This window comes from Halovulum sp. GXIMD14793, assembly GCF_054457435.1.
This window is the reverse complement of record NZ_JBTLNE010000022.1, coordinates 33,919-57,983: the sequence shown is the minus strand read 5'-3', so window position 1 is coordinate 57,983 and position 24,065 is coordinate 33,919. Positions and strand designations below refer to the sequence as shown.

General features: G+C 58.1%; 34 protein-coding genes. 7 read left to right on the top strand and 27 right to left on the bottom strand.

The genetic code is table 11. The features are described from left to right. The 6 genes from ACW9UQ_RS08315 to ACW9UQ_RS08290 all read left to right on the top strand — a co-directional run. Positions 1 to 437: DDE-type integrase/transposase/recombinase (locus ACW9UQ_RS08315; protein WP_458930551.1), on the top strand; the 437-nt coding region annotated here is incomplete at its 5' end. A gap of 331 nt (positions 438 to 768) precedes the next feature. Continuing rightward, positions 769 to 1,092, top strand: a complete 324-nt coding sequence (locus ACW9UQ_RS08310) for a hypothetical protein (protein WP_458930550.1) — start codon at positions 769 to 771, stop codon at positions 1,090 to 1,092. After that, positions 1,089 to 1,775 (top strand): helix-turn-helix transcriptional regulator, encoded by a 687-nt coding sequence (locus tag ACW9UQ_RS08305; protein WP_458930549.1) that lies wholly within the window; start codon positions 1,089 to 1,091, stop codon positions 1,773 to 1,775. Before ACW9UQ_RS08310 ends, ACW9UQ_RS08305 begins: the two co-directional genes overlap by 4 nt. Continuing rightward, a complete protein-coding gene (locus ACW9UQ_RS08300; protein WP_458930548.1) occupies positions 1,765 to 2,628 on the top strand; it encodes a sterol desaturase family protein in 864 nt (287 codons plus the stop codon). The genes ACW9UQ_RS08305 and ACW9UQ_RS08300 overlap by 11 nt, the downstream gene beginning before the upstream one ends. Before the next feature lie 168 nt (positions 2,629 to 2,796). Then, a complete protein-coding gene (locus ACW9UQ_RS08295) occupies positions 2,797 to 3,177 on the top strand; it encodes a hypothetical protein (protein ID WP_458930547.1) in 381 nt (126 codons plus the stop codon). A gap of 89 nt (positions 3,178 to 3,266) precedes the next feature. Further along, entirely contained in the window at positions 3,267 to 3,755 is a 489-nt protein-coding gene (locus ACW9UQ_RS08290) for a SixA phosphatase family protein (RefSeq protein WP_458930546.1), read from the top strand. 223 nt (positions 3,756 to 3,978) lie between these two features. Here ACW9UQ_RS08290 and ACW9UQ_RS08285 read toward each other — a convergent pair whose 3' ends face one another. The 4 genes from ACW9UQ_RS08285 to ACW9UQ_RS08270 all read right to left on the bottom strand — a co-directional run bounded on the left by ACW9UQ_RS08285 (position 3,979) and on the right by ACW9UQ_RS08270 (position 9,230). Further along, positions 3,979 to 4,761, bottom strand: a complete 783-nt coding sequence (locus tag ACW9UQ_RS08285; RefSeq protein ID WP_458930545.1) for an amino acid ABC transporter ATP-binding protein — start codon at positions 4,759 to 4,761, stop codon at positions 3,979 to 3,981. 10 nt (positions 4,762 to 4,771) lie between these two features. Beyond that, positions 4,772 to 6,505, bottom strand: coding sequence for an amino acid ABC transporter permease (locus ACW9UQ_RS08280; protein ID WP_458930544.1), 1,734 nt, complete (start codon positions 6,503 to 6,505; stop codon positions 4,772 to 4,774). A 1-nt stretch (position 6,506) separates the two neighbouring features. Beyond that, a complete protein-coding gene (locus tag ACW9UQ_RS08275) occupies positions 6,507 to 8,072 on the bottom strand; it encodes an amino acid ABC transporter permease (protein ID WP_458930543.1) in 1,566 nt (521 codons plus the stop codon). Positions 8,073 to 8,213: 141 nt separating this feature from the next. After that, positions 8,214 to 9,230: an amino acid ABC transporter substrate-binding protein gene (locus ACW9UQ_RS08270; protein WP_458930542.1), complete on the bottom strand. Its 1,017-nt coding sequence runs from the start codon at positions 9,228 to 9,230 to the stop codon at positions 8,214 to 8,216. Between ACW9UQ_RS08270 and ACW9UQ_RS08265 the strand changes: the two genes are divergently transcribed. Continuing rightward, positions 9,217 to 9,399 (top strand): hypothetical protein, encoded by a 183-nt coding sequence (locus ACW9UQ_RS08265; protein ID WP_458930541.1) that lies wholly within the window; start codon positions 9,217 to 9,219, stop codon positions 9,397 to 9,399. The two genes, ACW9UQ_RS08270 and ACW9UQ_RS08265, sit on opposite strands and share 14 nt — an antisense overlap. 180 nt (positions 9,400 to 9,579) lie before the next feature. Here ACW9UQ_RS08265 and ACW9UQ_RS08260 read toward each other — a convergent pair whose 3' ends face one another. The 23 genes from ACW9UQ_RS08260 to rplN form a co-directional block, all read right to left on the bottom strand. Continuing rightward, the gene (locus ACW9UQ_RS08260) at positions 9,580 to 10,077 is read right to left on the bottom strand and encodes a PaaI family thioesterase (RefSeq protein ID WP_458930540.1); all 498 of its coding nucleotides are present in this window, start codon (positions 10,075 to 10,077) and stop codon (positions 9,580 to 9,582) included. Further along, entirely contained in the window at positions 10,077 to 10,793 is a 717-nt protein-coding gene (locus ACW9UQ_RS08255; RefSeq protein WP_458930539.1) for an ATP12 family chaperone protein, read from the bottom strand. The genes ACW9UQ_RS08260 and ACW9UQ_RS08255 overlap by 1 nt, the downstream gene beginning before the upstream one ends. After that, positions 10,790 to 11,461 (bottom strand): HAD-IA family hydrolase, encoded by a 672-nt coding sequence (locus tag ACW9UQ_RS08250; RefSeq protein ID WP_458930538.1) that lies wholly within the window; start codon positions 11,459 to 11,461, stop codon positions 10,790 to 10,792. The genes ACW9UQ_RS08255 and ACW9UQ_RS08250 overlap by 4 nt, the downstream gene beginning before the upstream one ends. Then, positions 11,458 to 12,498, bottom strand: a complete 1,041-nt coding sequence (locus ACW9UQ_RS08245) for an RluA family pseudouridine synthase (RefSeq protein ID WP_458930537.1) — start codon at positions 12,496 to 12,498, stop codon at positions 11,458 to 11,460. Before ACW9UQ_RS08245 ends, ACW9UQ_RS08250 begins: the two co-directional genes overlap by 4 nt. Beyond that, positions 12,495 to 12,869: a fluoride efflux transporter CrcB gene (crcB, locus tag ACW9UQ_RS08240; protein WP_458930536.1), complete on the bottom strand. Its 375-nt coding sequence runs from the start codon at positions 12,867 to 12,869 to the stop codon at positions 12,495 to 12,497. The genes ACW9UQ_RS08245 and crcB overlap by 4 nt, the downstream gene beginning before the upstream one ends. 48 nt (positions 12,870 to 12,917) lie before the next feature. Further along, complete coding sequence (locus ACW9UQ_RS08235) at positions 12,918 to 13,433, bottom strand: hypothetical protein (protein WP_458930535.1); 516 nt, start codon at positions 13,431 to 13,433, stop codon at positions 12,918 to 12,920. Next, a complete protein-coding gene (locus tag ACW9UQ_RS08230) occupies positions 13,430 to 14,722 on the bottom strand; it encodes a replication-associated recombination protein A (protein WP_458930534.1) in 1,293 nt (430 codons plus the stop codon). Before ACW9UQ_RS08230 ends, ACW9UQ_RS08235 begins: the two co-directional genes overlap by 4 nt. A 94-nt stretch (positions 14,723 to 14,816) precedes the next feature. After that, the gene (gene rplQ / locus ACW9UQ_RS08225) at positions 14,817 to 15,236 is read right to left on the bottom strand and encodes a 50S ribosomal protein L17 (RefSeq protein ID WP_458930533.1); all 420 of its coding nucleotides are present in this window, start codon (positions 15,234 to 15,236) and stop codon (positions 14,817 to 14,819) included. A gap of 141 nt (positions 15,237 to 15,377) precedes the next feature. Beyond that, positions 15,378 to 16,394 carry a DNA-directed RNA polymerase subunit alpha gene (locus tag ACW9UQ_RS08220; RefSeq protein WP_458930532.1) on the bottom strand — a complete coding sequence of 339 codons (1,017 nt, stop codon included), beginning with the start codon at positions 16,392 to 16,394 and terminating at the stop codon, positions 15,378 to 15,380. A 119-nt stretch (positions 16,395 to 16,513) separates the two neighbouring features. Then, positions 16,514 to 16,906: a 30S ribosomal protein S11 gene (gene rpsK, locus ACW9UQ_RS08215; RefSeq protein ID WP_458930531.1), complete on the bottom strand. Its 393-nt coding sequence runs from the start codon at positions 16,904 to 16,906 to the stop codon at positions 16,514 to 16,516. A 12-nt stretch (positions 16,907 to 16,918) separates the two neighbouring features. Next, positions 16,919 to 17,287: a 30S ribosomal protein S13 gene (gene rpsM, locus ACW9UQ_RS08210; RefSeq protein ID WP_458930530.1), complete on the bottom strand. Its 369-nt coding sequence runs from the start codon at positions 17,285 to 17,287 to the stop codon at positions 16,919 to 16,921. 220 nt (positions 17,288 to 17,507) lie between these two features. Further along, positions 17,508 to 18,155, bottom strand: coding sequence for an adenylate kinase (locus ACW9UQ_RS08205; RefSeq protein ID WP_458930529.1), 648 nt, complete (start codon positions 18,153 to 18,155; stop codon positions 17,508 to 17,510). Continuing rightward, the gene (secY, locus tag ACW9UQ_RS08200) at positions 18,152 to 19,522 is read right to left on the bottom strand and encodes a preprotein translocase subunit SecY (RefSeq protein ID WP_458930528.1); all 1,371 of its coding nucleotides are present in this window, start codon (positions 19,520 to 19,522) and stop codon (positions 18,152 to 18,154) included. The genes ACW9UQ_RS08205 and secY overlap by 4 nt, the downstream gene beginning before the upstream one ends. A 98-nt stretch (positions 19,523 to 19,620) precedes the next feature. Then, complete coding sequence (gene rplO / locus ACW9UQ_RS08195; RefSeq protein WP_458930527.1) at positions 19,621 to 20,103, bottom strand: 50S ribosomal protein L15; 483 nt, start codon at positions 20,101 to 20,103, stop codon at positions 19,621 to 19,623. A 275-nt stretch (positions 20,104 to 20,378) separates the two neighbouring features. Then, a complete protein-coding gene (rpmD, locus tag ACW9UQ_RS08190) occupies positions 20,379 to 20,567 on the bottom strand; it encodes a 50S ribosomal protein L30 (RefSeq protein ID WP_458930526.1) in 189 nt (62 codons plus the stop codon). 3 nt (positions 20,568 to 20,570) lie between these two features. Then, positions 20,571 to 21,146, bottom strand: a complete 576-nt coding sequence (rpsE, locus tag ACW9UQ_RS08185) for a 30S ribosomal protein S5 (RefSeq protein ID WP_458930525.1) — start codon at positions 21,144 to 21,146, stop codon at positions 20,571 to 20,573. A 12-nt stretch (positions 21,147 to 21,158) separates the two neighbouring features. Further along, entirely contained in the window at positions 21,159 to 21,518 is a 360-nt protein-coding gene (gene rplR, locus ACW9UQ_RS08180) for a 50S ribosomal protein L18 (RefSeq protein ID WP_458930524.1), read from the bottom strand. An 11-nt stretch (positions 21,519 to 21,529) separates the two neighbouring features. Continuing rightward, entirely contained in the window at positions 21,530 to 22,063 is a 534-nt protein-coding gene (gene rplF, locus ACW9UQ_RS08175; protein ID WP_458930523.1) for a 50S ribosomal protein L6, read from the bottom strand. An 11-nt stretch (positions 22,064 to 22,074) separates the two neighbouring features. Further along, a complete protein-coding gene (rpsH, locus tag ACW9UQ_RS08170; protein ID WP_458930522.1) occupies positions 22,075 to 22,473 on the bottom strand; it encodes a 30S ribosomal protein S8 in 399 nt (132 codons plus the stop codon). Positions 22,474 to 22,485: 12 nt separating this feature from the next. Beyond that, positions 22,486 to 22,794, bottom strand: coding sequence for a 30S ribosomal protein S14 (gene rpsN, locus ACW9UQ_RS08165; RefSeq protein WP_458930521.1), 309 nt, complete (start codon positions 22,792 to 22,794; stop codon positions 22,486 to 22,488). After that, positions 22,795 to 23,370, bottom strand: a complete 576-nt coding sequence (gene rplE, locus ACW9UQ_RS08160; protein WP_458930520.1) for a 50S ribosomal protein L5 — start codon at positions 23,368 to 23,370, stop codon at positions 22,795 to 22,797. After that, positions 23,363 to 23,677 (bottom strand): 50S ribosomal protein L24, encoded by a 315-nt coding sequence (gene rplX, locus ACW9UQ_RS08155; RefSeq protein WP_458930519.1) that lies wholly within the window; start codon positions 23,675 to 23,677, stop codon positions 23,363 to 23,365. Before rplX ends, rplE begins: the two co-directional genes overlap by 8 nt. Continuing rightward, positions 23,677 to 24,045, bottom strand: a complete 369-nt coding sequence (gene rplN, locus ACW9UQ_RS08150; RefSeq protein ID WP_458930518.1) for a 50S ribosomal protein L14 — start codon at positions 24,043 to 24,045, stop codon at positions 23,677 to 23,679. Before rplN ends, rplX begins: the two co-directional genes overlap by 1 nt. Between the last annotated feature and the right edge of the window lie 20 nt (positions 24,046 to 24,065).

Below are 24,065 nucleotides of genomic sequence, written 5' to 3'. Positions count from 1 at the left end.
ATACCTTCGCTAACCGGATCGTCGGCTGGAAAGCGTCGACGACACAGGACACACAGTTCGTTCTGGATGCGCTCGAACAGGCGATCCATGCGCGCAGACCTGCTGAGAAACTGATCCATTATTCTGATCGGGGATCGCAATATGTATCGATCAGGTACACAGAGCGTTTGGTCGATGCAGGATTGGAGCCATCCGTCGGCAGCGTCGGCGACAGCTATGACAATGCACTGGCTGAGACAATCATCGGCCTGTTCAAAACGGAAGTCATCAACAGGCTGGGGTCATGGAAGTCCAAAGACCAGGTCGAATGGGAAACCCTGCAATGGGTCGATTGGTTCAATAGGGAACGCTTGCTCGAACCTCTCGGCTACATCACACCAATCGAAGCGGAGGAGAAATACGAACAAGCCTTGAAGTCAGACAAAATTGCAGCTTGAAATACGAACTCAACAGTCTCCGGCAAAACCGGGGCGGTTCACGTATGCGTCAAGCGGGTATAGTTATTAAGTAGCCTCCGAGCCCAGATAGCGCCGCGAGCGAACCAGAGCCAGAACTCGCCGAACACTGGATTTATTCCTCGAGTATAGCAGGAAAACGGCGACATGTACCGACTGCTTGGATGGCTGGAAAGGTAGACAAACCTAACCAGATATTCCGCTGTGCCGCGCAAACCTTTGCACGCGAACCCTACTGACACTATGCTGTCAGCAGGGGGGATGCAGAACGTCCTCAGCGCCAGTTCCGGCGCAGAATTGAGGAGAAAAACCGATGACCCCGACCCTTGAAAAAGTCAGCTTCAAGACACGCAGCAATGTAGTAGAGGCCGACTATGTCGCCGCCTCGGACAAGCTGAATGACTGGCTGATGCAGCAGCCCGGCTTTTCCTACCGTACCGTGGTGCGCGAGGAAGACGGCACCTGGCATGATCTGGTCTACTGGGCGGATCTCGCCAATGCTCAAGCCGCCTCGGCGGCGTTCAAATCCGTACCCGCTGCAGGCGCGGTTATGGAGATGATCGACCAAGACACCATCCAGATGGCACATCTGCCGCTGTTGACTTTTGCCAAACCCGCAGCGGCGCAGGCCGCGTGAGCCGGCGCGCCGACCGCCTGTTTCGCCTGGTCGCGGAGCTGCGCGGTCGGCGCTTGGCCGTCACAGGTCAAGCCCTGGCCGAAGCGCTGGAGGTCTCGCTCAGGACCGTTTATCGCGATATCGCGGATCTGATGGCCTCGGGCGTGCCGATCAGCGGCGAAGCAGGCATTGGCTATCGGCTGGACCCCGGCTTTGAGTTACCCCCGGTCATGTTTACCCGCGATGAAGTTCAGGCGCTGATTGTCGGCGGTCAGATGGTGCAGGCCTTTACCGATCCAGTTCTGGCCGCCGCCGCCCAGGGGGCGGAGGCCAAAATCCGTGCCATTCTGGATGACGAGGCGCTGCGGATGCTGGAAACCCAGCCCTATAGCGTGCCGGTCCTGCCCGAAGGCAATCAGCAGCGGCAGCGCCATGGGGTGATCCGGATCGCCATCGAAACCCGTACCAAGCTGCGCCTTGATTACATCGACAAGAAAGGCACCCCCACGCTGCGCACCGTGTGGCCGCTCGGTATCTTCGGCTGGACCGAGTGTTGGACACTGCTGGCCTGGTGCGAAAAGCGGGACGACTTTCGCAATTTCCGCTTTGATCAGGCGCGGGACCTGATGCCGCTCGATGAGGTCTATCCGACGCGCGAGGACCGGAGCGTTGCCCATTATATAAAGCATAACGTTGAATGCTGACCTGCGGCACCGTACCGGATTGACCACCCCAGCTCCGCGCGCCATCCTGCCAACCATGGAACACGAAGCGCTGATCCGACTTGGCTGCACCCTTGGTATCTTCACCATCATGGCGCTGGCCGAGGCTTGGCACCCCCGCCGCCAACGCCAGCAAACCCGCGCCACCCGTTGGGTGACCAATTGGGGCATGGTGGCGATCAGCGCTGCGCTGTTGCGGCTGTTGGCGCTCGCTGTGCCGTTGCTGGCCGTGGGGGCTGCCATTGATGCGGGGCGGCAGGGATGGGGGCTGTTCAATCTGGTTTCCCTACCTTTTGCCGTAGAGCTGATCCTGTCGGTGCTGATCCTGGATTTCCTGATCTGGGCGCAGCATCTGATCACGCATAAGGTGCCTTTCCTGTGGCGTCTGCACCGGGTGCATCATGCGGATCGCGATATTGACGCCTCTACCGCGCTGCGCTTCCACCCGCTGGAGATCGGCTTTTCCATGCTGGTCAAGATCGGTGCGGTCTATGCCTTGGGGATCGACCCGGTGTCGGTCATCGTGTTCGAAATCCTTCTGAACGGTATGGCGATTTTCAACCATGCCAATCTGAAACTGCCTCAACGGGTCGAAGCGATCCTGCGTCTGCTTGTGGTTACCCCTGACATGCACCGCATCCACCACTCGATTGATCGGATCGAACATGACACCAATTACGGTTTCTCACTATCCTTATGGGACCGTCTGTTTGGCACCTATCGGGCTGAACCGGCCAAGGGGCATGATGAAATGACGACCGGCCTGACTTGGCAGGATGCGCGCCCGTCGCGGCTGGCATGGAGTCTTTTGCTGCCCTTCCGCCGACGCGATTGAACGCGGGACTTCAGAGAACCGACATACAGTTGAATCTTCGAAATACAGGATCAAACAAATGCACAAATATCTTGCCCTTGCACTACTTACTGCCATGCCGGCACACGCGGAACTCGACCCCTGTCTTATTGGTATCTGGAACGCCGATACAATGACATGGCGCATGTCATGAAAGTGGTCATGGAGGCCGAAAGCGTCACCACCACAGGTGGGACCATGCAGATGCAGATATTCGAGGATCAGGTCATTAGCCTTTTTGCTGAAGACCTGCAGTTTCAGGTCACGATGGCTGGCACACCAGCTGTGCAGATCACGTTAAATGGTGACTCTCAAGGCGAGTTTGAGACCGCTGGTATATCCTCTTGGACCGGGAACCTAACTTCAGACATCACCGCCGAGGCGACGACGATGGGCATGACCATGCCTTTTGATGCCAGCGGTTTAACCGGTCGGGCAACAGGTATTTACGGGTGCACGGAGACAGGACTGTCGTTTGAGCCGGATGGCCCGCTGAACTCCATCCCGCGAAGCTGGACGCGCATCGAATAACCCTTCACGTAAGACAAAGTCATACAATCGACTTGCCCCGGCGTGCCCTGCTACCCATTCTAAATGGGTAAAGGACGGAGACCGCCCAAGTGAAAACCCTGACCCTAATGCGTCACGCCAAATCCGATTGGAGCCATGGCGTGGCCGATCACGAACGTCCCCTCAACAGCCGCGGACGCAAAAGTGCTGCAGCCCTCGGCCAATGGCTGCGTGATCAGGGCTTCGTGCCGGATGACGCGCTAGTCTCGGATGCTGCCCGGACGCGTGAGACCTGGGCCGGGCTGGACCTGCCGATTGAGGCCCGGTTTCTGCCCGCCCTTTATCACGCAACCGCTGGGAAAATCTTCGATCTGATCAAAAGCGAAAGCGCGACCACGCTGCTTGTCCTGGGGCACAATCCCGACATTGCCGAGCTTGCCCACCGTCTAGTCGACACCCCACCCACCGATCCGGCTTTTGACCACTACCCCACCGGGGCCACCACTATCCTGCGCTTTGACATAGGGAACTGGGCCGACCTTAACTTTGAACAAGGGCAGTGCGTCGCCTTCCAAACCCCGCGCCCGCTGCTCCTCTAAGGTGGGTCAAGGGCCGCGCCAGCGGCGGGCGCAAGCCCGTTTACCCTTGAGGCGCACCATCCCCCAAAATCAAAAAGGTGCTTGAGGGACAGGATTGTTCCTCAAGCACCTCTCAGAAAATCATCCAACACCGTCCCCAGGCAGAGCCACAAAACCGAGCGCCAAAGCCGAATCTGCCGGGGCTCGATACCCCGGTGATTCGGCACCTGGCTATGAGAAAACCTCAGTGGCCGAGGATCTGGCTCAGGAACAGTTTGGTCCGGTCCGACTGCGGGTTGTTGAAGAACTCTTCCGGCTCATTCTGCTCAACAATCTGACCCGCATCCATAAAGATCACCCGGTTGGCCACCTGCCGTGCAAAGCCCATCTCGTGGGTGACGCACAACATGGTCATGCCCTCTTCGGCCAGTTCGATCATGGTATCGAGAACTTCCTTGATCATTTCGGGATCAAGGGCCGAGGTCGGCTCATCGAACAGCATGATCCGCGGCTTCATGCAAAGCGACCGGGCAATCGCCACACGCTGCTGCTGACCACCGGACAACTGCCCCGGGTATTTCAGCGCCTGATCCGGGATCTTAACCTTTTCCAGATAGTGCATCGCTGTTTCTTCGGCTTCCTTCTTGGGAACCTTGCGCACCCAGATCGGGGCCAGCGTGCAGTTTTCCAGGATGGTCAGATGCGGGAACAGATTGAAGTGCTGGAAACACATCCCAACCTCGGACCGTACTTTGTCAATGTTCTTGAGGTCCGAGCTCAGCTCTGTTCCATCCACGACGATCTTGCCCTGCTGGTGCTCTTCCAGCCGGTTGATGCAGCGGATCAATGTCGATTTGCCCGAGCCAGACGGGCCGCAGATCACGATCCGTTCTCCGTTATACACGGTCAGGTTGATATCGCGCAGCACATGGAAAGACCCGTACCACTTGTTCATATCGGTTATCTGAATGGCAACCTCGTCCGAGACTTCCATCTTTGAGCGGTCGATTTCAGCTGTTTCAGCCATAAAGGCCTCCTTAACGGTGATCAGTCTGAAGCTTGCGCTCCAGATACATTGAGTAACGTGACATCGAGAAGCAGAAGATGAAGAACATCAGCCCGATAAAGGCATAAAGCTCCCAGACGATGCCGTTCCAGTCGGTGTCAGATCGGATCGACGTCGCCAGACCTATCGGGTCCAGCAGGGCGATGATCGACACCAGCGCGGTATCCTTGAACAACCCGATGAAGGTCGAAACGATATTCGGGATCGAGATTTTCAGCGCTTGTGGCAGGATAATCAGCCGCTGTGCCTGCCAGTAGTTCAGGCCGAGTGAATCCCCGCCCTCATACTGTCCGCGCGGCAAAGCCGCCAGACCGCCGCGCACAACTTCGGCCATATAGGCCGAGGCGAACAGCGTCACCATGATGATGACCCGCAGCAGCTTGTCGAAATCCGTACCCTTGGGCAGGAAATAGTTCAGCAAGGTAGAGGCCACGAACAACAGGGTGATCAGCGGCACGCCCCGGATGAACTCGATAAAGCCAACACTAAGCGACCGGATGATGAACAGGTTCGATTGGCGACCCAGCGCCAGCAGAATACCCAGCGGCAAAGAGCAGACGATACCTGTAATCCCGATGATCAGGGACAGAGAGAACCCGCCCATGTCAGAGGACGGCACTGGCGGCAGGCCGATCCGTCCGGCCTGGGCATAGGCCAGATCAATCTGCCCTTTGAGGGTCCGTGCAGCACTTTCCGCATTCAACGCTGCCTGCAGTGCACGTCGATCATCCGCTGGGATGTTGCTGGACGCCGCATTGATGTCTTCGAACTTGGCCACGGATTCAGGCAACTCGGCACGCAGCTTCTCTGCCTTTGCCTGTGCCTTGGGATACTTTTCCTCACGCTCAGGTAGTTTTTGCAACCCGACCAACGTGCGCTTTGCAGCACTCAGCACGGTCTTGCGGGCGCTTTGCAAGCTGGCCAGGTTTTCCCTGGCGCGTGAACCGCGTTCAAGCTCGTCCATCTGGCCTTGCAGATCGGCGATCTCGCTCTCCAGACCGGCGATCTGCGTTTCATAGCTGGTTATGGTCGACGCCATCTGCGATGCGCCAATGGCATTGGTCACGTTGTAGTTGATCGGCCCGACCGCGACCAGCCACCAAAGCAGTGGCACCAGAATAGCCGCGATCACAGCCCCCAGTTCACCGCCCACCGGTTGCGTCAGGCGGAAGGCCAGATAACCCAGAACAAAACCCAGCAACACCAGGACCGGCGCAAGGATCGACCCACCCCAGATCAGCCAGTAGCCGACAAAAGGATAGATGACCGAGAACCACAACATCTTGCGCGGCAACTCGGTGAACAGGGCCGGGGCCAGTGCCACCAGCATCAGAACGAAGGCCAGATTGATCCGCCAGTAGTACTCTGGCGGATAGAACCCGTAGATCAGTTGCAGGAACCGGTCCCGGATCACAGCCCAGCAAGCCCCGTGCTGCCCCTCGCCATAGGCTTCCTTGATCTGATCGCGGCATTCACTTAGGGAGTTTGCAGTCCAGGAGTAATGCAAAGCCCAGTCCAGAACGAAGCCGACAACATACAGGATGAAGGCCGCCGAAATGACTGTCAGGATCGCGTTCGGGATGCTGGAAAACAGGTTTTCGCGCATCCATTTGACCACTCCCGCCTCACGGGTGGGTGGCGGGCTTTCCGGCAACATTTCGTCGCGGACATAGGCGGCAAGCTTGTGCTGATGTGTATCGTTCATCTCACCGCTCCTTCAGTTTGATAGAATTGTTGTACCAGTTCATCACCGCCGAGACGGTCAGTGAAATGGCCAGATAGATCAGCATCAGAATAAGGATACACTCCATCTCGCGCCCAGTCTGGTTCATGGTAATCCCACCCAATGTGCCGGTGATATCCATATAGCCGACCGCAATCGCCAAAGAGGAGTTCTTGGTCAGGTTCAAATAGTTCGAGATCAGCGGCGGAATGATCACCCGAAGCGCCTGAGGCAAGATGACCAGACGCATCGTACGGTTGGGGCGAAGCCCCAGGGCCGAAGCCGCCTCGCTCTGGCCCCTGGATACGGACAGGATACCTGCCCGGACAATCTCGGCGATATAGGCCGCAGTATAAAGACTAAGCGCCAACCAAAGCGCAATCAGCGAGTTACGCAGCATCAGCCCGCCTTCAAAGCGCGCTATACCCTCTTCGGCCATCTTGGGAAACTCAACTTCCACCGCGCGACCCTGTTTAAGATCGCTTTCGAGGATGACAATAGATGCTTCCTCGCCAAGGGTATTCTTGACGCTTTGTGCAACTTCGATAGCTTTCTCAGCAGGAACAGCTATCAGATTGCACCTTCCGTTCAAAAGCGCGTCCTGGGCAGCAGATGGGCTGAAATACTGCTTGCGCCGGAATTTGACCTCTTCTGCCTCCAGCATCTGCAACGCCATCAGCGACGCCGCTGACCCGCCAGAATGGCAATAATCAACTTTGCCACCATCCTTGGACAGATTGCTGACGCTTGACGCGTCTTTGATATTTACTGCGACAAAGCTTTGCGGTGCCTGCGTCGTTACTGAGGAAACCGCGAAATAAGCAATCATGACAGGGATGACAAAAATTGCGGTCGAGATCAGGAAAGTCCCCGGCCGATCGCCAGTCCGCTGCTGAATGCTATCAGCCCGCTGCCTGACCCATCTGACCGCCAGATAAGACAACACGAGCACCAGAAACAGCACCCAGGCATAGTCACCAAACATAGGCCGCGGGATAAACACACCCTGATTGGATACAGCCGTGCTGCCAAACAGGGACATCGTTGCTTCGGCCTCGTCACCGCGAAACTCTTTGGGCTTTGGCAGGCTTTCGATAAAGATCGCCATCGCAAACACGATCCAAAGCAGGACCGGCACATTGCGGAACATTTCCACATAGATGGTCATCAGGCGCGCAATCAACCAGTTCTTCGACAGACGCATTACGCCGACGAAAACACCTATTATCGTTGCAGCAATACAGCCCAAAAACGCCACCAGCAAAGTGTTGAGCAACCCCACAAGAGCTGCCTCCCAATGCATGCTTTGTGAATTATAGTTGATCAATCTTTGACTGATATCGTAACCTGCAGGTGTGTCCAAAAAACCGAAGCCTAGCTCCTTGCCCTGTGCCTCGAGGTTGATGAACATATTCGACACCAGCCAGCCAACCAGCAGCATAAAGCCGATTAGGGCGACGACCTGGATCGTCAGCGACCTGTAGCGCGTGTCGTAGATAAGCATGTTAAGACGGAATGACTTCTCCGTCTCGTCGGTGATCGCGGCCATGCGCGGCACCTCCTTGTCGTTTGCCAGCCAGGGCGTCTCTCGCAGGTGGGTTGATCCCGCCTTGCCTAAAACCCGGCCATTATTTTTACCCTTGAATCGCGAAGGGCGCGCCGGTGAGGCGCGCCCTTGCTTTGATCAATCTTACCGGAACGGCGGCGAGTAGATCAGACCACCCTGGGTCCACTGCGCGTTCAGACCGCGCGCCAGTGCGATCGGTGTACCTTCGCCGATATTGGAGGCAAAGATCTCACCATAGTTGCCCCCCGCAGCAATCGCGCGTTTTGCCCAGTCAGCATCCAGACCCAGCATCGCGCCGAGTTCACCTTCGGTGCCCAGCAGACGGTTGATTTCCGGGTTGTTGGTGCCGTTGGCCATTTCATCCAGATTGGCCGAGGTTACGCCAAGCTCTTCAGCTGTGATCAGCGCGTTCAGGGTCCAACGCACGATATCAGCCCACTGGTCATCGCCCTGACGGACAAGTGGTCCGAGCGGCTCTTTCGAGATGATTTCAGGCAGCAGCACATGTGCATCCGAATCTTCGAAAGTTGCACGGGTCGCAGCCAGCGCGGATGCGTCAGTGGTGTAGACGTCGCAGGCACCAGCCAGGTACTGCTGCTGTGCTTCGGCGTTGGTTTCGATCGGCACCGGCTCATAGCTGATATTGTTGGTGCGGAAATAGTCGGCCAGGTTCAGCTCGGTCGTGGTACCGGTCTGGATGCAGACGGTCGCACCATCAAGTTCCTTGGCCGAGGACACGCCCAGATCTTTGCGCACCATGAAGCCCTGACCATCGTAGTAGTTGACGCCAACAAAGGTCATCTTGAGTTCGACATCGCGCTGGAAGGTCCAGGTAGTGTTGCGCGACAGCACATCTACCTCCCCCGATGCCAACGCCGTAAAGCGCATCTTGGTGGTCAGCGGTACAAATTCGATGGCTTGCGGGTCGCCCAGCACAGCGGCGGCAACAGCACGACAAACCGCAATGTCAAAGCCTTCCCAGTTGCCATTAGCATCGGGCGACGCGAAGCCAACCAGGCCAGTCGACACGCCACATTTCAGCACACCGTTGGCTTTGATGTCGTCAAGCGTCGCCGCGCCAGCCAGGCCAGCCGCAAGACCAGCGGCCGTCAGCGTGCCGAGGAAAATGGATGTTTTCATATTTGACCTCTTCCTGTGTCTGCCCATCAAGGGCTTTTTGTCCGGCCTTGCCGCCGGATTTAAGATTTTTGTCGGGTCCGAAAAACCCGACAAGCGCCACAACAATGAAACAACCGTGAAAAAGGTCAAGTCTGACGTGGAAGAAACCTATAACAGCTTAGTGTTCTGAAGCGTCGTGATGAGCACCAGAACCTTGGTCGCACTCAAGCATATCTACCGCTTAGCGGCTCAGATAGTGCGATAAATCTTTCGCGGCGCGTGATCGGCTCTATGCGAAAGCATACCTCAATATCGCCGCGCAACTGACTGAAACTCGGGAGATTCATCAAAATGCCACCGGATTTTGCCCTCACCCGGCAGAATCGCTATGCCAAGGGATCGCCATGCAGGTGGTCGTACCGGTGGCATAAAGTTTGCCGTCCGCCTCGCCGATAATGCGCCCCTCGGCCAGGCCGGTACGGCGCCCGACATGCGTTGTTGTGCCAATGGCCAGCACCGGCCCGCTGTCATCCAGCAGGGGCCGGACGATGTTGATACCGAATTCCAGGGTCGTATAGACCATACCGGCGGGCAGTCGGCTTTGCACGGCGCAGGCCATGCAACTGTCCAGCAGCGTGCCGAACCAACCGCCATGGATGGTACCAATGGGGTTCATGACCGAGAATGTCGGAACGCCCCGAAAGGTAACAGAGCCTTCCTCAACCGCATGCATGTGAAAATTCATTGTCTGGCCGATTGGGGGCGCCGGGTGGCGTCCTTCCAGTATTCCGGTCAGGAAGTCTAGCCCGGACATAGACGCGATTTTGTCCATTGGCATCAATTCTGCCGCTGATTCTGCATAGCGCATCAATCGCCCTTTCTTACCAGTGCCAGAAATCTTTCAGCTTGGCGCAAAGCGGCGTGCTTGACGGCCGCTGCGGCCTCTGCCTCTTCATCCTGGCCCCATTGCTCTGCTTGCCAGTCCTCGTCGATGCGAGACAGGCTCCAGGCCTCGTCAGCATCCAGCGCCCCGTCCGAAATCGCGAGCCCCAGCACGCAGGAGCCCGCCAGGGTGATCAGGTCATGCAGCGCCGTCATCTCGAACGCATCATGGGCGGTGACCGCAGCGGCCAGCCGGAACAGGCTGTCTGGGGGTTGCGGGTGATGCATTACACCGGCTGCAGCGACAAGCGGCGCATCATGACGGGTTCGGGACCAGTCCAGCCAGTGGTCCCATGCGGCAGCCTGGCGCTGCACCAGCCCTTGCGGGGTCTCTGCACGATAGCAAAGCAGGTCTGTGCCCGCATAATCGGCCAGCATCGCGGCCACTGCCGCCTTTTGCGGGGCAACTTTGTCGATGGCGGAATTGGCGCTGCGGGTGATGGACATCACCTCGGGATCAATCGTATCGCCAACGGCCTGCCATTCTGCGGCGAGGGCATCAGCCAACCCACGGTTGGGCAGTAGCAGGAGGGATTTATGCGGGGTGCGCAGCGGCTTGTCGTCCAGCCGCACAGCATACCCCTGCCCTTCCTGCACCACGGCAACATCTGTCCAGAAACGGCGCGGGACCTGCAGGCTCATGATGCCCCTCCGATTAGCTCGTGAACTGCCGCATCCAACGCGTCAAAGCTGGCGATCAAGCGATCCGCCTTTGCAAGACGCGCCTGCGGGTGATAGCCCCAGCCGACGCCGACGGTCCCCACACCGGCAGCACAGCCCATATCGATATCAAATTCGGTATCCCCGATGAACACGGTTCGGGATGGGTCTGCACCAACCTCCTGCATTGCGGTCAGCAGCATAGAGGGATGCGGCTTGGACGGATGTGTATCGGCCGTCTGGATCGTATCAAACAGGCCATGCAACCCATGAGTTTCAATCGTGTGCTCGACGCCGCGCATAGCCTTGCCGGTGGCGAGGCCCAACTTGTGGCCTGCCGATTTCAACCGTTGCAGGGCTTGATGCGCCCCGGGGTAGAACGGTGCCAGTGCCTCACCCCCAGACTCCCGTCGCTGGCGGATGAACCCATCGCGATAGGTGGTGGTCAGTTGATCGTAAAGCGCGTCGTTCAGGTCGGGCTTCAGCGCGGCCATCCCCTCGTGCAGTGACAGGCCAACAACCGCCAGAATCTGATCCCGCGGCGGGATCGCCAGATCGTGCAATTGCAGCGCACGGGTCATGGCCGACACAATCAGTTCCTGACTGTCGATCAGTGTGCCATCTACATCAAAAAGGATCAGTGAGGTCATTCACCCACCTCAAACGGATCCTCCGGGGCATCGCCGGGCGACCAGCCCAGGATGTCCCATGTCTTTTCCATATGCTCGGGCAGTGGCGCGGTCAGGGTCAGCACAGCGCCACTTACCGGGTGGGTCAGGGTCAGGGACCGGGCATGAAGATGCAGCTTGCGGCTGACATCGCCGCCCAGTTGCGCGCCCCAGCCGTCGCCCTCGTTGGTCTGAGAGTTGCCGCCATATTTGCCATCCCCGACAATCGGCGCGCCAATCTCAGCCATATGCGCACGCAACTGATGGGTGCGCCCGGTGATTGGTGACAGCGCCACCCAGGCGGCGCGCTGTGCGGCCTTTTCTAGCACCATATAGTCGGTTGTCGCCCGTTTCGCCCCGTCCGTATCGCCAATCCGGTTGGGGTGAACGCAGATCATCTTTTCCCCCGCCCCATGCGGTCCATGCCCGGCCTGTTTGACAAGGCCATAGCGGATCGTACCGGCAGACGGCTTGGGCACCCCGGCAACCGCAGCCCAATAAATCTTGCGCGTCTCACGCGACTGAAAGGCACGCGCCAGCGCCGCTGCCGCCCGGCCGCTGCGCGCCAGCAGCAACACGCCCGAGGTGTCCTTGTCCAGTCGATGCACCAACCGGGGCGGCTCGTCCGCGTCAAACCGCAACGCCTCGGCCAGCCCATCCACATGCCGGTGCTGACCTGACCCACCCTGCACCGCCAGCCCGGCAGGCTTGTTCAGGGCCAGGACATCTGCATCGCGATAAATCACGCAGTCGCGGATCATTCGGGCATCGGCCTCGTTGATCTGTGGTCTTTCCCGCGCTGGTGCGGTGTTTTCAGGCAAGGGCGGCACACGCAGCACCTGCCCTTCGCTTAGCCGCGTATTCGCTTTTACCCGCCCGCCATCCAGCCGCAACTCTCCCTTGCGGCACATCTTTTCAATGCGGCCTTGGGTGACATGCGGAAACCGTTTGCGCAGCCAGCGATCAAGACGCTGATCCTGGCCATCGGCATCAATCTCTATCGTCTGCACACCGCTCATGTCAGTCCCCGCGCCAGCCACAGGCCCAAAACAAGGGCCAGCAAGGACAGCAAAACAGAGCCGACAACATAAAGCACCGCGCCCCCAACCTGGCCATTTTCATAAAGTCCGATCGCATCCAGCGAAAACGCCGAGAACGTGGTGAACCCGCCCAGCACACCGGCTATAATCAAAGGAGAGGTCGACAGCACAGCACCATCACGCAGCAACAGATGCGCCGCCAGCCCCATAAGGAAAGAGCCCGCGATATTGACGAACATCGTGCCAAACGGGAATGCCGTGCCAAACCAGACCGCCGCCTGTGTCACGGACAGATAGCGCAGAACAGCACCAACGGCGCCACCAAGGGCAACTTGCAGGATCGGGATCATTGGAAACCTCGGGTCATGAAAGCCAATGCTCAAACGCAGGGCCGTTTGTCAAGCACGCGGCGCTGGCACCTGGCCACGCAATCCCTGAAGATACGTGCGGACAGCGCCAGGCAGCGGGCCGGTCTGGAATGCCGCCAGTGAGGCCTCATCCCACTGATCCGGGCACAGATCCGCCCGCAACGCATGCAGGGCTTCGCGCTGCGGCACGGTTAGCGGCAGTTGCCCGGCAAGGTGCAGCAGATCAAGCAAACGGTGCACCTGGCGCATGGCCTGAAATGCCTCAAGAAAGTGGTGTTTGGTCGCCGCGTCGTCACGCCAGTTCAGGCCCGCCAGCACCTCCTGACACACCCGCTGCCCAGCCCCCTGACAGTCATAGCCGATGCAGCCACGATATCCCTGATCCTCGCGCTGCTTATGGATAGCGCAGCCATAATCCGGGTTCAGGTGGCGGCAGGGCTGGCCCGCTGGTTTGTCCGCCCCGAACATCTCACCCGCATCAAAGGCTAGCGCCATGCAGCACAAGCCCTGACACTGGGCACAATCGGCGGACAATTCGGGGGTCATTTGCGGTGCTTTGCAAAGAAATCGAGACGCTTTTTCATCTCACGCTCATACCCGCGTTCGACGGGCTGGTAATAGACCTCGCGTTTCATATCGTCGGGAAAATAGGTCTGCCCGGAAAAACCCAGATCGGTGTCGTGATCATATTCATAGCCCGCGCCATACCCTTCGTTTTTCATAAGCCCGGTCGGCGCGTTCAGGATATGTTTAGGCGGCATCAACGACCCGGTTTTGCCCGCCGTTTTCATGGACGCTTTATAGGCGACATAGGCTGCGTTGGATTTCGGGGCCAGTGCCAGATAGATCACCGCCTGAGCCAGCGCCAACTCTCCCTCGGGGCTGCCCAGACGTTCATAGGTTTGCCAGGCGGACAGGCAGTGGACCTGCGCCTGCGGATCGGCCAGCCCGATATCCTCCACCGCCATCCGGGTGATGCGCCGGGCCAGAAAGCGCGGATCCTCGCCCCCCTTAAGCATCCGGGCCAGCCAGTATAGGGCCGCATCAGGGTCCGAGCCGCGCACCGATTTATGGAGGGCCGAGATCAGGTTGTAATGCTCTTCCCCGGTCTTGTCGTATTTCAGGGCGCGCCGCGACAGGCGGGTCTCCAGCCCGTCGCGATCGACCTTGTCATCCCAGGTAAAGGCCTGTTCCAGCAGGTTCAGCAGCGCCCGGCCGTCGCCATCGGCCATGTCGATTAAGGTCTCGCGCGCCCCTGCGGTTAGGGGCAGCGGTCGGTCCATCAACGCCTCGGCCCGCTTCGCCATCAATTCCAGATCTGCAGGGCTGAGCCGGTCGAGCACCAAAACCTGCGCGCGCGACAACAAAGCGGAGTTCAGTTCAAAGGACGGGTTTTCCGTTGTGGCCCCCACAAGGACTATAGTGCCATCTTCCATATGCGGCAGAAACCCGTCCTGTTGCGCCTTGTTGAACCGGTGGATTTCGTCAACGAACAAAAGCGTGCCCTGCCCGTTGGTGCGGCGCAGTTTTGCGGCCTCAAACACTTTGCGCAGTTCCGGAACGCCGGTGAAGATCGCGCTGATCTGAACAAAGGCGAGATCGGTGCTATCTGCCAACAGGCGCGCAATGGTGGTCTTGCCGACCCCAGGCGGGCCCCAGAAAATAACGGAGGTCAGGTTGCGCGCAGCCAGCATCCGGCCCAACGGAGCATCCGGCCCCAGCACATGGCCTTGACCGATCACATCGGCAATGCTGGCCGGACGAAGCCGATCTGCCAAGGGGCGCGGCGCGTCCTGCGACGGTTCGGCAGCAGCGGTGTCAAAAAGGTCAGCCATGCAGGAAGTCTAGGGCATGTTGCGGGGAAGACCAGCGTTTCCGCTGATCCTGTCATCCGCAAAGTAAAAAGGCCACCCGAAGGCGGCCCTTTGATCAATCTTCAGAGGCTTCTTCAGCTTCAAGCCGGGCGCGGTCTGCAGCGCCCTTTGCGTCCGGGTCGCGATCAACCAGTTCAACAATCGCCATCGGCGCCATATCACCGTAGCGGAAGCCCGCTTTCAGAACGCGGACATAGCCGCCCGGACGCTCTTTGTAGCGCTCACCCAACACGTCGAACAACTTAGAGACGTGCATGTCCTGCTTCAACTGAGCAGCCGCCTGACGGCGGGCATGCAGATCTCCGCGCTTGCCCAGCGTGATCAGCTTGTCGGCAATGCGCTTAAGTTCCTTGGCTTTCGGCAGGGTGGTTTTGATCTGCTCATGTTCGATCAAAGAACCCGCCATGTTGGCAAACATCGCCTTGCGGTGTTCGTGGGTGCGGTTGAGTTTACGGTATCCGTGTCCGTGACGCATGATATCTATCCTTATTTATACTTTGTCTGAAGCGCCATGCGTGCGGCGCTTTCTCCTTGGGGCGGGATTGCCCGGTTTTGGTGGGTTGTCACCCACCCTACTGGCGCGAAACCTTGTAGGGTGGGTGAAACCCACCATGGCTCAGAAGTGATCCTCGTATTTCTTGGCGAGGTCTTCTATATTCTCTGGCGGCCAGTCGACGATATCCATGCCCAGATGCAGGCCCATGCCTGACAGCACCTCTTTGATCTCGTTCAACGACTTGCGGCCGAAATTCGGCGTGCGCAGCATTTCAGCTTCGGTCTTCTGGATTAGGTCGCCGATATAAACGATGTTGTCGTTCTTCAGGCAGTTGGCCGAACGGACCGACAGTTCCAACTCGTCCACTTTCTTAAGCAGCAGCGGGTTGAACTCCAGATCGTCCTCTTCCTCGGCGCGGCCGGCAGCTTCCGGCTCGTCAAAGTTGACGAAGACCTGCAACTGGTCCTGCAGAATGCGCGCAGCAAATGCGATTGCATCCTCTGGTGTGATCGAGCCGTCGGTTTCGACCTTCAGCGTTAGCTTGTCATAGTCAAGAACCTGACCTTCACGGGTCGGTTCGACCTTATAGCTGACCTTCGTAACCGGGCTGAAAAGCGCATCGACCGAGATCAGACCAATCGGCGCATCCTCGGGCCGGTTCTTGTCAGCTGCGACATAGCCTTTTCCAGTCTCAACCGTCAGTTCCATAAACAGGGTTGCGCCATCATCCAGGTGACAAATGACGTGGTCCTTGTTCAGAACCGAAATGCCGTTGGTCTCCATGATATCTCCGGCTGTGACGACACCCGGCCCAGTCTTGTTAATCGACAGGCGTTTCGGCCCCTCAACCTCCATCGACAAGGACACACCCTTGAGGTTTAGAACGATATCTGTGACGTCTTCACGCACACCGGCTACCGACGAAAACTCGTGCAGCACATTGTCGATCTGCACAGATGTAATCGCAGCACCCTGAAGCGAGGATAAAAGCACCCGACGGAGCGCATTGCCAAGCGTCAGACCAAAACCCCGCTCAAGCGGTTCGGCAATGGCGGTTGCCTGACGTTGTGCATCCGCGCCTGGCTTTATGTCCAGTGCGGTGGGTCGAATAAGTTCCTGCCAGTTCTTGTGGATCATTATATAGCCTCCATGCTCGTACCTGCCTTGATCCGTATTCTGCGGCGGGTACCCCCGAGGTGAAAACAGGACTGGCCGGACCGCGCCCGCTGACGCCGTCCGGTCCAGAAAATGTCAGATCAGACGCGACGGCGTTTGGGCGGACGACAGCCATTATGGGCAATCGGGGTCACATCGCGGATCGCGGTGATGGTAAACCCGACGGCACCCAAGGCGCGCAGTGCGCTTTCGCGGCCAGAGCCCGGGCCCTGAACCTCAACCTCAAGCGTCTTCATACCATGTTCCTGCGCCTTCTTACCCGCATCTTCTGCCGCCATCTGTGCTGCATAAGGTGTGGATTTCCGCGAGCCCTTGAAGCCCATGGTGCCCGCAGACGACCAGGAAATGGCGTTGCCCTGCACATCGGCGATCAGGATCTTGGTGTTGTTGAAGCTGGCATTTACATGCGCGACGCCAGCGGTGATGTTCTTTTTGACCTTCCGCTTGCTGCGGGTCTTTGTATCACGTGCCATGGTCCCGTCCCCTTATTTCTTCTTGCCGGCAATGGCGACGGCCTTGCCCTTGCGGGTGCGGGCGTTGGTGTGGGTCCGCTGACCACGAACGGGCAGCTTACGACGATGGCGCAGACCGCGATAGCAGCCCAGATCCATCAGACGCTTGATGTTCATCTGGGTTTCACGACGCAGATCACCTTCGACGGTAACGTTCGCGTCAATGTGCTCGCGGATTTTCAGAACGTCGGCATCCGACAGTTCGTTCACGCGGGCGGTAGGGTCGATACCAGTCGATGCACAGATTTCCTGCGCCGTGCTGTGGCCGATACCATGAATATAAGTCAATGCGATATGCACCCGCTTGTTCGTCGGGATGTTCACGCCTGCAATACGTGCCAAAGTCGTCTCCGATCTTTCATTGCGGTTCCGTAGCACCAGAACCTTTTTTCACAACGACACCCGCCTAAGGCGGGCGCTTCCGATCCCAATCGCAAAATCAGGGAAAAGCCCGACTCATACGTTAAGAGATGCGGACTTATAGAATCACGCTGGGGCGCGTCAAGGACTTATTTGCCCGAACCACGAAAAGCGCGGGCAAAACGATCCGATATCAAGCTTTTCAGCTATCCAAGGACGCTGCAAGACGCGCGGCAACCTCGTCAATCTTGCCCAATCCCTCAATGCTCTTGAGTTGCCCTTTGGCGTGATAATACCCGATAAGAGGCGAGGTCTGCTTGTAATAGGCCAGCAAGCGCGTGCGCATGGTTTCGGCATTGTCGTCTTCGCGGCGCTTAAATTCAGTCCCGCCACATTTGTCACAAACACTCTCTACGGCTGGCTTCTTGGTTTCGTCGTGAAAAACCTCGCCGCAGGTTGCACATGTGAACCGTCCCGAAACCCGACGCACCAGTTCTTCATCCTTGGCCACGGACATTTCAACCACAGCATCCAACCTGGCACCCTTTTGTGCCAGCAGGTCTGCCAGTGCATCAGCCTGTGCCAGCGTCCGGGGGAAACCATCAAAGATGAAACCGCCCTCGGTTGGACCATCGAGTTTTTCCGCAATCAGACCGATAACGATCTCGTCTGTGACCAACTGACCGCGATCCATCACCTCGGCCACCTTACGGCCCATCTCGGTTCCTGATGTCCGGGCTTCACGCAGCATGTCACCTGTCGATAGTTGTATCATCCCGCGTTCGGCCACCAGCCGATGCGCCTGCGTTCCCTTGCCTGCACCAGGTGGCCCGATCAGGATGATGTTCATCGGTTCAGCTTCCTACGTGTCCGGGTCTTGCCTTTTGAACGGCCGCGCAGCTGTGACTTCTCGATCAGACCCTCATACTGGTGTGCCAGCATATGGCTTTGCACCTGGTTGATCGTGTCCATGGTCACCGAGACAACGATTAACAACGAGGTACCGCCGAAGAAGAACGGCACAAGTTGACCAGAGCTAGAGAACAGCATTTCTGGCAGCAGACAAACAAACGAAAGATAGAGTGAACCGACCGCAAGGATGCGAGCAACGACATAGTCGAGATACTCCACCGTCCGGGCACCAGGTCGGATACCGGGCACGAACCCACCTTGTTTCTTGAGATTATCGGCCACATCTTCGGACTTGAACGACACGTTGGCTGTATAGAAATAGGTGAAGAAGATGATCATCGCGGCAAACAGCAGCAGGTAGAGCGGTTGTCCCCTGCCAAGATAAGCCAGAATGTAGCTCATAATCCCTTCGCCGGTCGGATCAGAGAAACCCGAAAACGTCACCGGCAGCAGCAGTACCGCCGAGGCAAAAATCGCAGGGATCACGCCAGCGGGGTTCAGCTTGATCGGCAGGTGAGAGCTTTCACCGCCATACATCTTCTGCCCGACCTGACGGCGCGGGTACTGGATGTGAATCTTACGCAGGGCACGCTCCATGAAGACGATGAAGATGACAAGCGCAATCGCCATAACGATCAGCCCCATAACAAAGCCTGTGGAGTAAACCCCCTGACGGCCTTGGCTGAGGAACTGGGCAATGCCTGCGGGCAGTTCGGCAATGATGCCGGTAAAGATGATCAGCGAGACACCGTTGCCGATCCCGCGCTGAGTTATCTGTTCGCCGAGCCATAGTAGCAGCATAGAGCCACATACAAGCGAAATGACGCAGGTTGCGCGGAAGAACCAGCCCGGATCCAGCGCCAGTTCCTGGCCTTCAAGCCCGACCGAGATGCCATAGGCCTGCACGGTGGCCAGGAACACCGTGCCATAGCGGGTGTACTGGTTCAGCTTCTTGCGCCCCATCTCGCCTTCTTTTTTCAAGGCTTCCCAAGGCGGGTACATCGCGGACAGCAACTGCACGATAATCGAAGCCGAGATATAGGGCATGATCCCCAGACCAAACACAGCACCACGACTGACTGCGCCGCCCGTAAAGGCGACCACCATGCCACCGATACCCTGCCCTGCTTCTTCAAAGAATTGCTTCAGGGCATCCGTGTCGATGCCCGGGACCGGAATATAAGTGCCAATCCGATAGACAATCAGCAAAGCGATTGCAAAAAGGATGCGCGCCTGCAGTTCCTTGGCCTTGCCGAACGAGCCCCAATTGAGGTTCGCCGCCATCTGTTCCGCCGCTGATGCCATGAAGGCCCTCCCATGACGGCACCGCCCCGGCCTGTTGGCCTGGCGGTGCGAAATCGTTCCCTTTGGGATTTAGGGCGCGGGGCCGCGCCCCACAACCCTTATTCTTCCGCGGCCGCCTTGACCGGAGTTGTGACTGTGACTTTGCCGCCCGCTTTTTCGACCGCTTCAATGGCCGATTTAGAGGCACCGGCAACAGTCAGTTCAACCTTTGCCGTCAACTCACCCTTGGCAAGCAGGCGCACGCCATCGCGGACCCGGCGGACAAGGCCGCTGGCAATCAGTTCGGCATCGGTGATTGGCTTGCCGGTGTCCAGTTTGCCCGCATCGATGAATTTCTGCAGGATACCAAGGTTGATAACCGCATAGCGCTTGGCGTTCGGGTTGTTGAACCCACGCTTCGGCAGCCGTTGGTAGAGTGGCATCTGACCGCCCTCATAGCCATTGATGGCTACACCCGAACGGGATTTCTGCCCTTTGATACCGCGTCCACCGGTTTTGCCCTTGCCAGAGCCCGGACCACGGCCAATGCGTTTTGCGCGTTTTGTCGCACCGGGATTGTCCCGGAGTTCATTCAATTTCATTTCGCTTCTCCTTTGCCGGATGTGACCCCCGAAGCGATTGGGCCAACCACGGCGTTTCTTGGTTTTCTATGGGCCTCTATCAGGCCACCGGCGGCGTATAGCTGGTGTAGCGGCGATGTTCAAGAGGGGCTTGGCACATCCGTTGCCGTGCACCGGCTTAAAAACAGGACACTCGACAAACCTGCCGGGTGTCCTTGTGATCGGGTCGGTAATGGTGGGTTTCACCCACCCTACCGCGACCCATATGTAGGGTGGGTGAAACCCACCAAAGCCTGTCAGCCGCGTTCTTCGATGATCTCAACCAGATGCGATATCTTGGCGACCATACCGCGCACTGCAGGGGTATCCTCCAACTCGCGGGTCTTGTGCATCTTATTCAGGCCCAGCCCGATCAGCGTCTGGCGCTGGATGGCGGGGCGGCGGATCGGGCTGCCGATCTGTTTGACAACAATCGTCTTTGCCATGGATCAAGCCTCCTCAGCGACCGGCGCGTTTTGCTGCACGGCGTCTTCACGCTTGGGCAGGATATCGGTGACCTTCTTGCCACGGCGCGCCGCGACCTGACGCGGGCTTGCCTCTTTTTTCAAGCCGTCGATCGTTGCGCGGATCATGTTGTAAGGGTTCTGCGACCCGGTCGATTTCGCGACCACGTCCTGAATGCCCAGCATCTCGAACACCGCACGGCAGGGACCACCGGCAATGATGCCGGTACCCGCAGGTGCCGTCCGCATCACAACCTTGCCAGCGCCCCAACGGCCCTGCATGTCATGATGCAAAGTCCGACCCTCGCGCAGCGGCACGCGGATCATTGCGCGCTTGGCGGCTTCGGTCGCTTTGCGGATCGCCTCGGGCACCTCTTTGGCCTTACCCTTGCCGAAACCGACGCGGCCCTTCTGGTCGCCCACCACAACAAGTGCCGCAAAACCGAAGTTCTTACCGCCCTTGGTGGTTTTCGAGACGCGGTTGATCGCCACAAGGCGGTCGGCGAATTCCGGTGTTTCGTCGCGATCGCGACGGTCCCGGCGTTGACCTTCTCTTGCCATTCTCTCGTCTCCTTAGAACTTCAGTCCGCCTTCACGCGCAGCGTCGGCCAATGCCTTCACCTTGCCGTGAAAGAGGAACCCACCACGATCGAAATAGACATCCTCGACACCGGCGGCTTTCGCCCGCGCAGCAATCTCGGTGCCAATCTTGGCCGCAGCTTCGATATTGTTCTTGCCAACGAGGCCCAGCTTGCTTTCCAGCGTCGAGGCGCTGGCCAGCGTGCGGCCTTGAACATCGTCGATCACCTGGACCGAGATATTCTTGTTGGAGCGGTGAACACTCAATCGCGGACGGCCACCGGCCATCTTGCGCAGCTTGCTCCGGACGCGCATACGGCGCTTGCGGAACTGGTCTTGTCTGGTATTTGCCATGTTTCGCGTCCTTACTTCTTCTTGCCTTCCTTACGGAAGATATACTCGTCGGCATATTTGATGCCCTTGCCCTTATAGGGCTCAGGCTTACGCCACTCGCGGATATTTGCGGCGACCTGACCGACGATCTGCTGATCGATCCCTTCGACAATGATCTCGGTCGGCTTGGGCGCAGTGATCTGCACACCTTCCGGAATATCGAAATCAACGTCATGGGAATAGCCCAGCGACAGTTTCAGAACCTTGCCCTGCACAGCGGCACGGTAGCCAACACCGTTGATCTCAAGGTTCTTCTTGAACCCGTCGGTCACGCCGGTGACGCAGTTCTGTACCTGACTGCGGGACATACCCCACTGCTGGCGGGCACGCTTGGACTTGCCACGCGGCTCGACCAGAATGGCATTATCCTCAACCTTCAGCGTCACATCATCGGTGGCGCTGAAGCTGCGGACGCCCTTGGGGCCTTTCACTTCTACGGTCTGGCCGGACACAGAGGCGGAAACGCCACTGGGCAGCTCGACCGGTCGTTTACCAATACGAGACATACCAGCCCCCCTTAGAAGATCGTGCACAGGACTTCGCCACCGACATTGTCGGCGCGGGCCTGCGCATCGGACATGATACCGCGCGGGGTCGATACGATGGCCACACCCAGGCCCTGACGGACCTGCGGGATGTCCTTCACACCGGCATAAACGCGGCGGCCAGGCGTTGAAACACGCTTAAGCTCGCGGATTACTGGCTCACCCTCATAGTACTTGAGGCTGATTTCCAGCTCAGGATGACCGTCTGCGCCTACGGCTTTTTCGTAGCCACGGATGTAACCTTCGGACTGCAGCACATCGAGAACCCAACCCCGAACCTTGGAGGCCGGCGTGCGTACGGTCGATTTGCCGCGCATCTGCGCGTTACGGATACGGGTCAGCATATCGCCGATAGGATCGTTCATTGACATATCAAACCCTCCTTACCAGCTTGACTTGACCATGCCGGGGATCTGGCCTTTTGAGGCAAGATCACGCAGCGCGATACGAGACATCCGCAACTTGCGGTAATAGGCCTTTGGACGACCGGATACCTGGCAGCGGTTGTTCAGACGTGTTGCTGATGAATTGCGCGGCAGTTTGGCCAGCTTCATCACCAGTTGAACACGCTCTTTCAGTTCCAGATCATTGTCCTTGGACAACTGCTCTTTGATGGCAGCGCGCTTGGCAGCATACTGTTTGACCAGCCGCTCACGCTTTTTCTGCCGTTCGATCATGCTTTTCTTAGCCATTTACGCCTCCTCCGCGCTGGCAGGGAAGGGCATGTTGAACCGTGTCAACAGGCTCTTCGCTTCCGCGTCGGTATGCGCGGTTGTGCAGATAACGATATCCATGCCCCAGATCTCGTCGACTTTGTCATACTCGATCTCAGGGAACACGATGTGCTCTTTCAGGCCAAGGGCGTAGTTGCCACGACCATCGAAGCTTTTGGCATTCACGCCGCGAAAGTCGCGAACACGCGGCATCGCGATGGTGATCAGGCGATCCAGGAATTCGTACATCCGAGCACCGCGCAAGGTCACCTTGACGCCCAGCGGCATCTCTTCACGGACCTTGAAACCCGCGATGGATTTCTTGGCCTTGGTGATCACTGGCTTTTGACCTGCGATTGCCATCAGATCATCATGGGCTGACTTGATCTTTTTGCTGTCGGCAACGGCTTCGCCGCACCCAATATTCAGCACGATCTTGTCCAGCGCCGGGATCTGCATGTCGTTCTTGTAGCTGAATTCCTCTTTCATCGCGGCCTTGATGGTCTCACGATAAAGGGTCTTCAGACGCGGGGTATAGTTTGCAGTATCAAGCATCGAGAGCCTCCCCCGATTTCTTGGCGTAACGAACCTTCTTGTCGCCATCCATGCGGAAGCCAACGCGGGTCGGGCCGCCCTCTTTCGGGTCAACCAGGGCCAGGTTGGACAGATCAATCGGCATCGCGGTCGGAATACGACCGCCCTGCGCGTTCTGCGACTGGCGGGTGTGGCGGATGGCGATGTTCACACCATCAACAACAGCTTTGCCTTTGGCGGGCATCATCTGGGTGATCTCACCCTCTTTGCCCTTGTCTTTGCCGGTCAGCACGATGACCTTGTCACCTTTGCGGAGTTTCGCAGCCATCACAGCACCTCCGGCGCAAGCGAGATGATTTTCATGAAGTTCTTCGCCCGCAGCTCACGCACAACCGGTCCGAAGATACGGGTGCCAATCGGCTCCCCTGCGGTGTTAAGGATAACGGCTGCGTTGCGATCAAAGCGGATCGCGGTGCCGTCTTCACGGCGAACTTCCTTGGCGGTCCGAACGACAACGGCCTTGCGGACGTCGCCTTTCTTGACGCGGCCACGCGGAATAGCTTCCTTCACCGACACCACGATGATGTCGCCGACAGAAGCGTATTTACGCTTGGAACCGCCGAGGACCTTGATGCACTGAACCCGGCGGGCACCGGAGTTGTCAGCGACATCCAGATTGGTCTGCATCTGGATCATTTTGGTTTCTCCCGACCTGT

What these genes read in the sequence shown, in the direction of transcription:
- rplR (WP_458930524.1), bottom strand. Translation starts at nt 21,518, where the DNA reads ATGGCAAATACCAGACAAGACCAGTTCCGCAAGCGCCGTATGCGCGTC.
- rplX (WP_458930519.1), bottom strand. Translation starts at nt 23,677, where the DNA reads ATGGCTGCGAAACTCCGCAAAGGTGACAAGGTCATCGTGCTGACCGGC.
- rplO (WP_458930527.1), bottom strand. Translation starts at nt 20,103, where the DNA reads ATGAAATTGAATGAACTCCGGGACAATCCCGGTGCGACAAAACGCGCA.
- ACW9UQ_RS08245 (WP_458930537.1), bottom strand. Translation starts at nt 12,498, where the DNA reads ATGAGCGGTGTGCAGACGATAGAGATTGATGCCGATGGCCAGGATCAG.
- rpmD (WP_458930526.1), bottom strand. Translation starts at nt 20,567, where the DNA reads ATGGCAAAGACGATTGTTGTCAAACAGATCGGCAGCCCGATCCGCCGC.
- ACW9UQ_RS08265 (WP_458930541.1), top strand. Translation starts at nt 9,217, where the DNA reads ATGGATGTTTTCATATTTGACCTCTTCCTGTGTCTGCCCATCAAGGGC.
- crcB (WP_458930536.1), bottom strand. Translation starts at nt 12,869, where the DNA reads ATGATCCCGATCCTGCAAGTTGCCCTTGGTGGCGCCGTTGGTGCTGTT.
- ACW9UQ_RS08310 (WP_458930550.1), top strand. Translation starts at nt 769, where the DNA reads ATGACCCCGACCCTTGAAAAAGTCAGCTTCAAGACACGCAGCAATGTA.
- rpsK (WP_458930531.1), bottom strand. Translation starts at nt 16,906, where the DNA reads ATGGCACGTGATACAAAGACCCGCAGCAAGCGGAAGGTCAAAAAGAAC.
- rplQ (WP_458930533.1), bottom strand. Translation starts at nt 15,236, where the DNA reads ATGCGTCACGGACACGGATACCGTAAACTCAACCGCACCCACGAACAC.
- rpsE (WP_458930525.1), bottom strand. Translation starts at nt 21,146, where the DNA reads ATGGCAAGAGAAGGTCAACGCCGGGACCGTCGCGATCGCGACGAAACA.
- ACW9UQ_RS08230 (WP_458930534.1), bottom strand. Translation starts at nt 14,722, where the DNA reads ATGGCTGACCTTTTTGACACCGCTGCTGCCGAACCGTCGCAGGACGCG.
- ACW9UQ_RS08260 (WP_458930540.1), bottom strand. Translation starts at nt 10,077, where the DNA reads ATGCGCTATGCAGAATCAGCGGCAGAATTGATGCCAATGGACAAAATC.
- secY (WP_458930528.1), bottom strand. Translation starts at nt 19,522, where the DNA reads ATGGCATCAGCGGCGGAACAGATGGCGGCGAACCTCAATTGGGGCTCG.
- ACW9UQ_RS08235 (WP_458930535.1), bottom strand. Translation starts at nt 13,433, where the DNA reads ATGACCCCCGAATTGTCCGCCGATTGTGCCCAGTGTCAGGGCTTGTGC.
- ACW9UQ_RS08280 (WP_458930544.1), bottom strand. Translation starts at nt 6,505, where the DNA reads ATGAACGATACACATCAGCACAAGCTTGCCGCCTATGTCCGCGACGAA.
- ACW9UQ_RS08250 (WP_458930538.1), bottom strand. Translation starts at nt 11,461, where the DNA reads ATGACCTCACTGATCCTTTTTGATGTAGATGGCACACTGATCGACAGT.
- rplE (WP_458930520.1), bottom strand. Translation starts at nt 23,370, where the DNA reads ATGCTTGATACTGCAAACTATACCCCGCGTCTGAAGACCCTTTATCGT.
- rplN (WP_458930518.1), bottom strand. Translation starts at nt 24,045, where the DNA reads ATGATCCAGATGCAGACCAATCTGGATGTCGCTGACAACTCCGGTGCC.
- ACW9UQ_RS08275 (WP_458930543.1), bottom strand. Translation starts at nt 8,072, where the DNA reads ATGGCCGCGATCACCGACGAGACGGAGAAGTCATTCCGTCTTAACATG.
- ACW9UQ_RS08270 (WP_458930542.1), bottom strand. Translation starts at nt 9,230, where the DNA reads ATGAAAACATCCATTTTCCTCGGCACGCTGACGGCCGCTGGTCTTGCG.
- rpsH (WP_458930522.1), bottom strand. Translation starts at nt 22,473, where the DNA reads ATGTCAATGAACGATCCTATCGGCGATATGCTGACCCGTATCCGTAAC.
- ACW9UQ_RS08220 (WP_458930532.1), bottom strand. Translation starts at nt 16,394, where the DNA reads ATGATCCACAAGAACTGGCAGGAACTTATTCGACCCACCGCACTGGAC.
- rplF (WP_458930523.1), bottom strand. Translation starts at nt 22,063, where the DNA reads ATGTCTCGTATTGGTAAACGACCGGTCGAGCTGCCCAGTGGCGTTTCC.
- rpsN (WP_458930521.1), bottom strand. Translation starts at nt 22,794, where the DNA reads ATGGCTAAGAAAAGCATGATCGAACGGCAGAAAAAGCGTGAGCGGCTG.
- ACW9UQ_RS08285 (WP_458930545.1), bottom strand. Translation starts at nt 4,761, where the DNA reads ATGGCTGAAACAGCTGAAATCGACCGCTCAAAGATGGAAGTCTCGGAC.
- ACW9UQ_RS08255 (WP_458930539.1), bottom strand. Translation starts at nt 10,793, where the DNA reads ATGAGCCTGCAGGTCCCGCGCCGTTTCTGGACAGATGTTGCCGTGGTG.
- ACW9UQ_RS08295 (WP_458930547.1), top strand. Translation starts at nt 2,797, where the DNA reads ATGAAAGTGGTCATGGAGGCCGAAAGCGTCACCACCACAGGTGGGACC.
- ACW9UQ_RS08205 (WP_458930529.1), bottom strand. Translation starts at nt 18,155, where the DNA reads ATGAACATCATCCTGATCGGGCCACCTGGTGCAGGCAAGGGAACGCAG.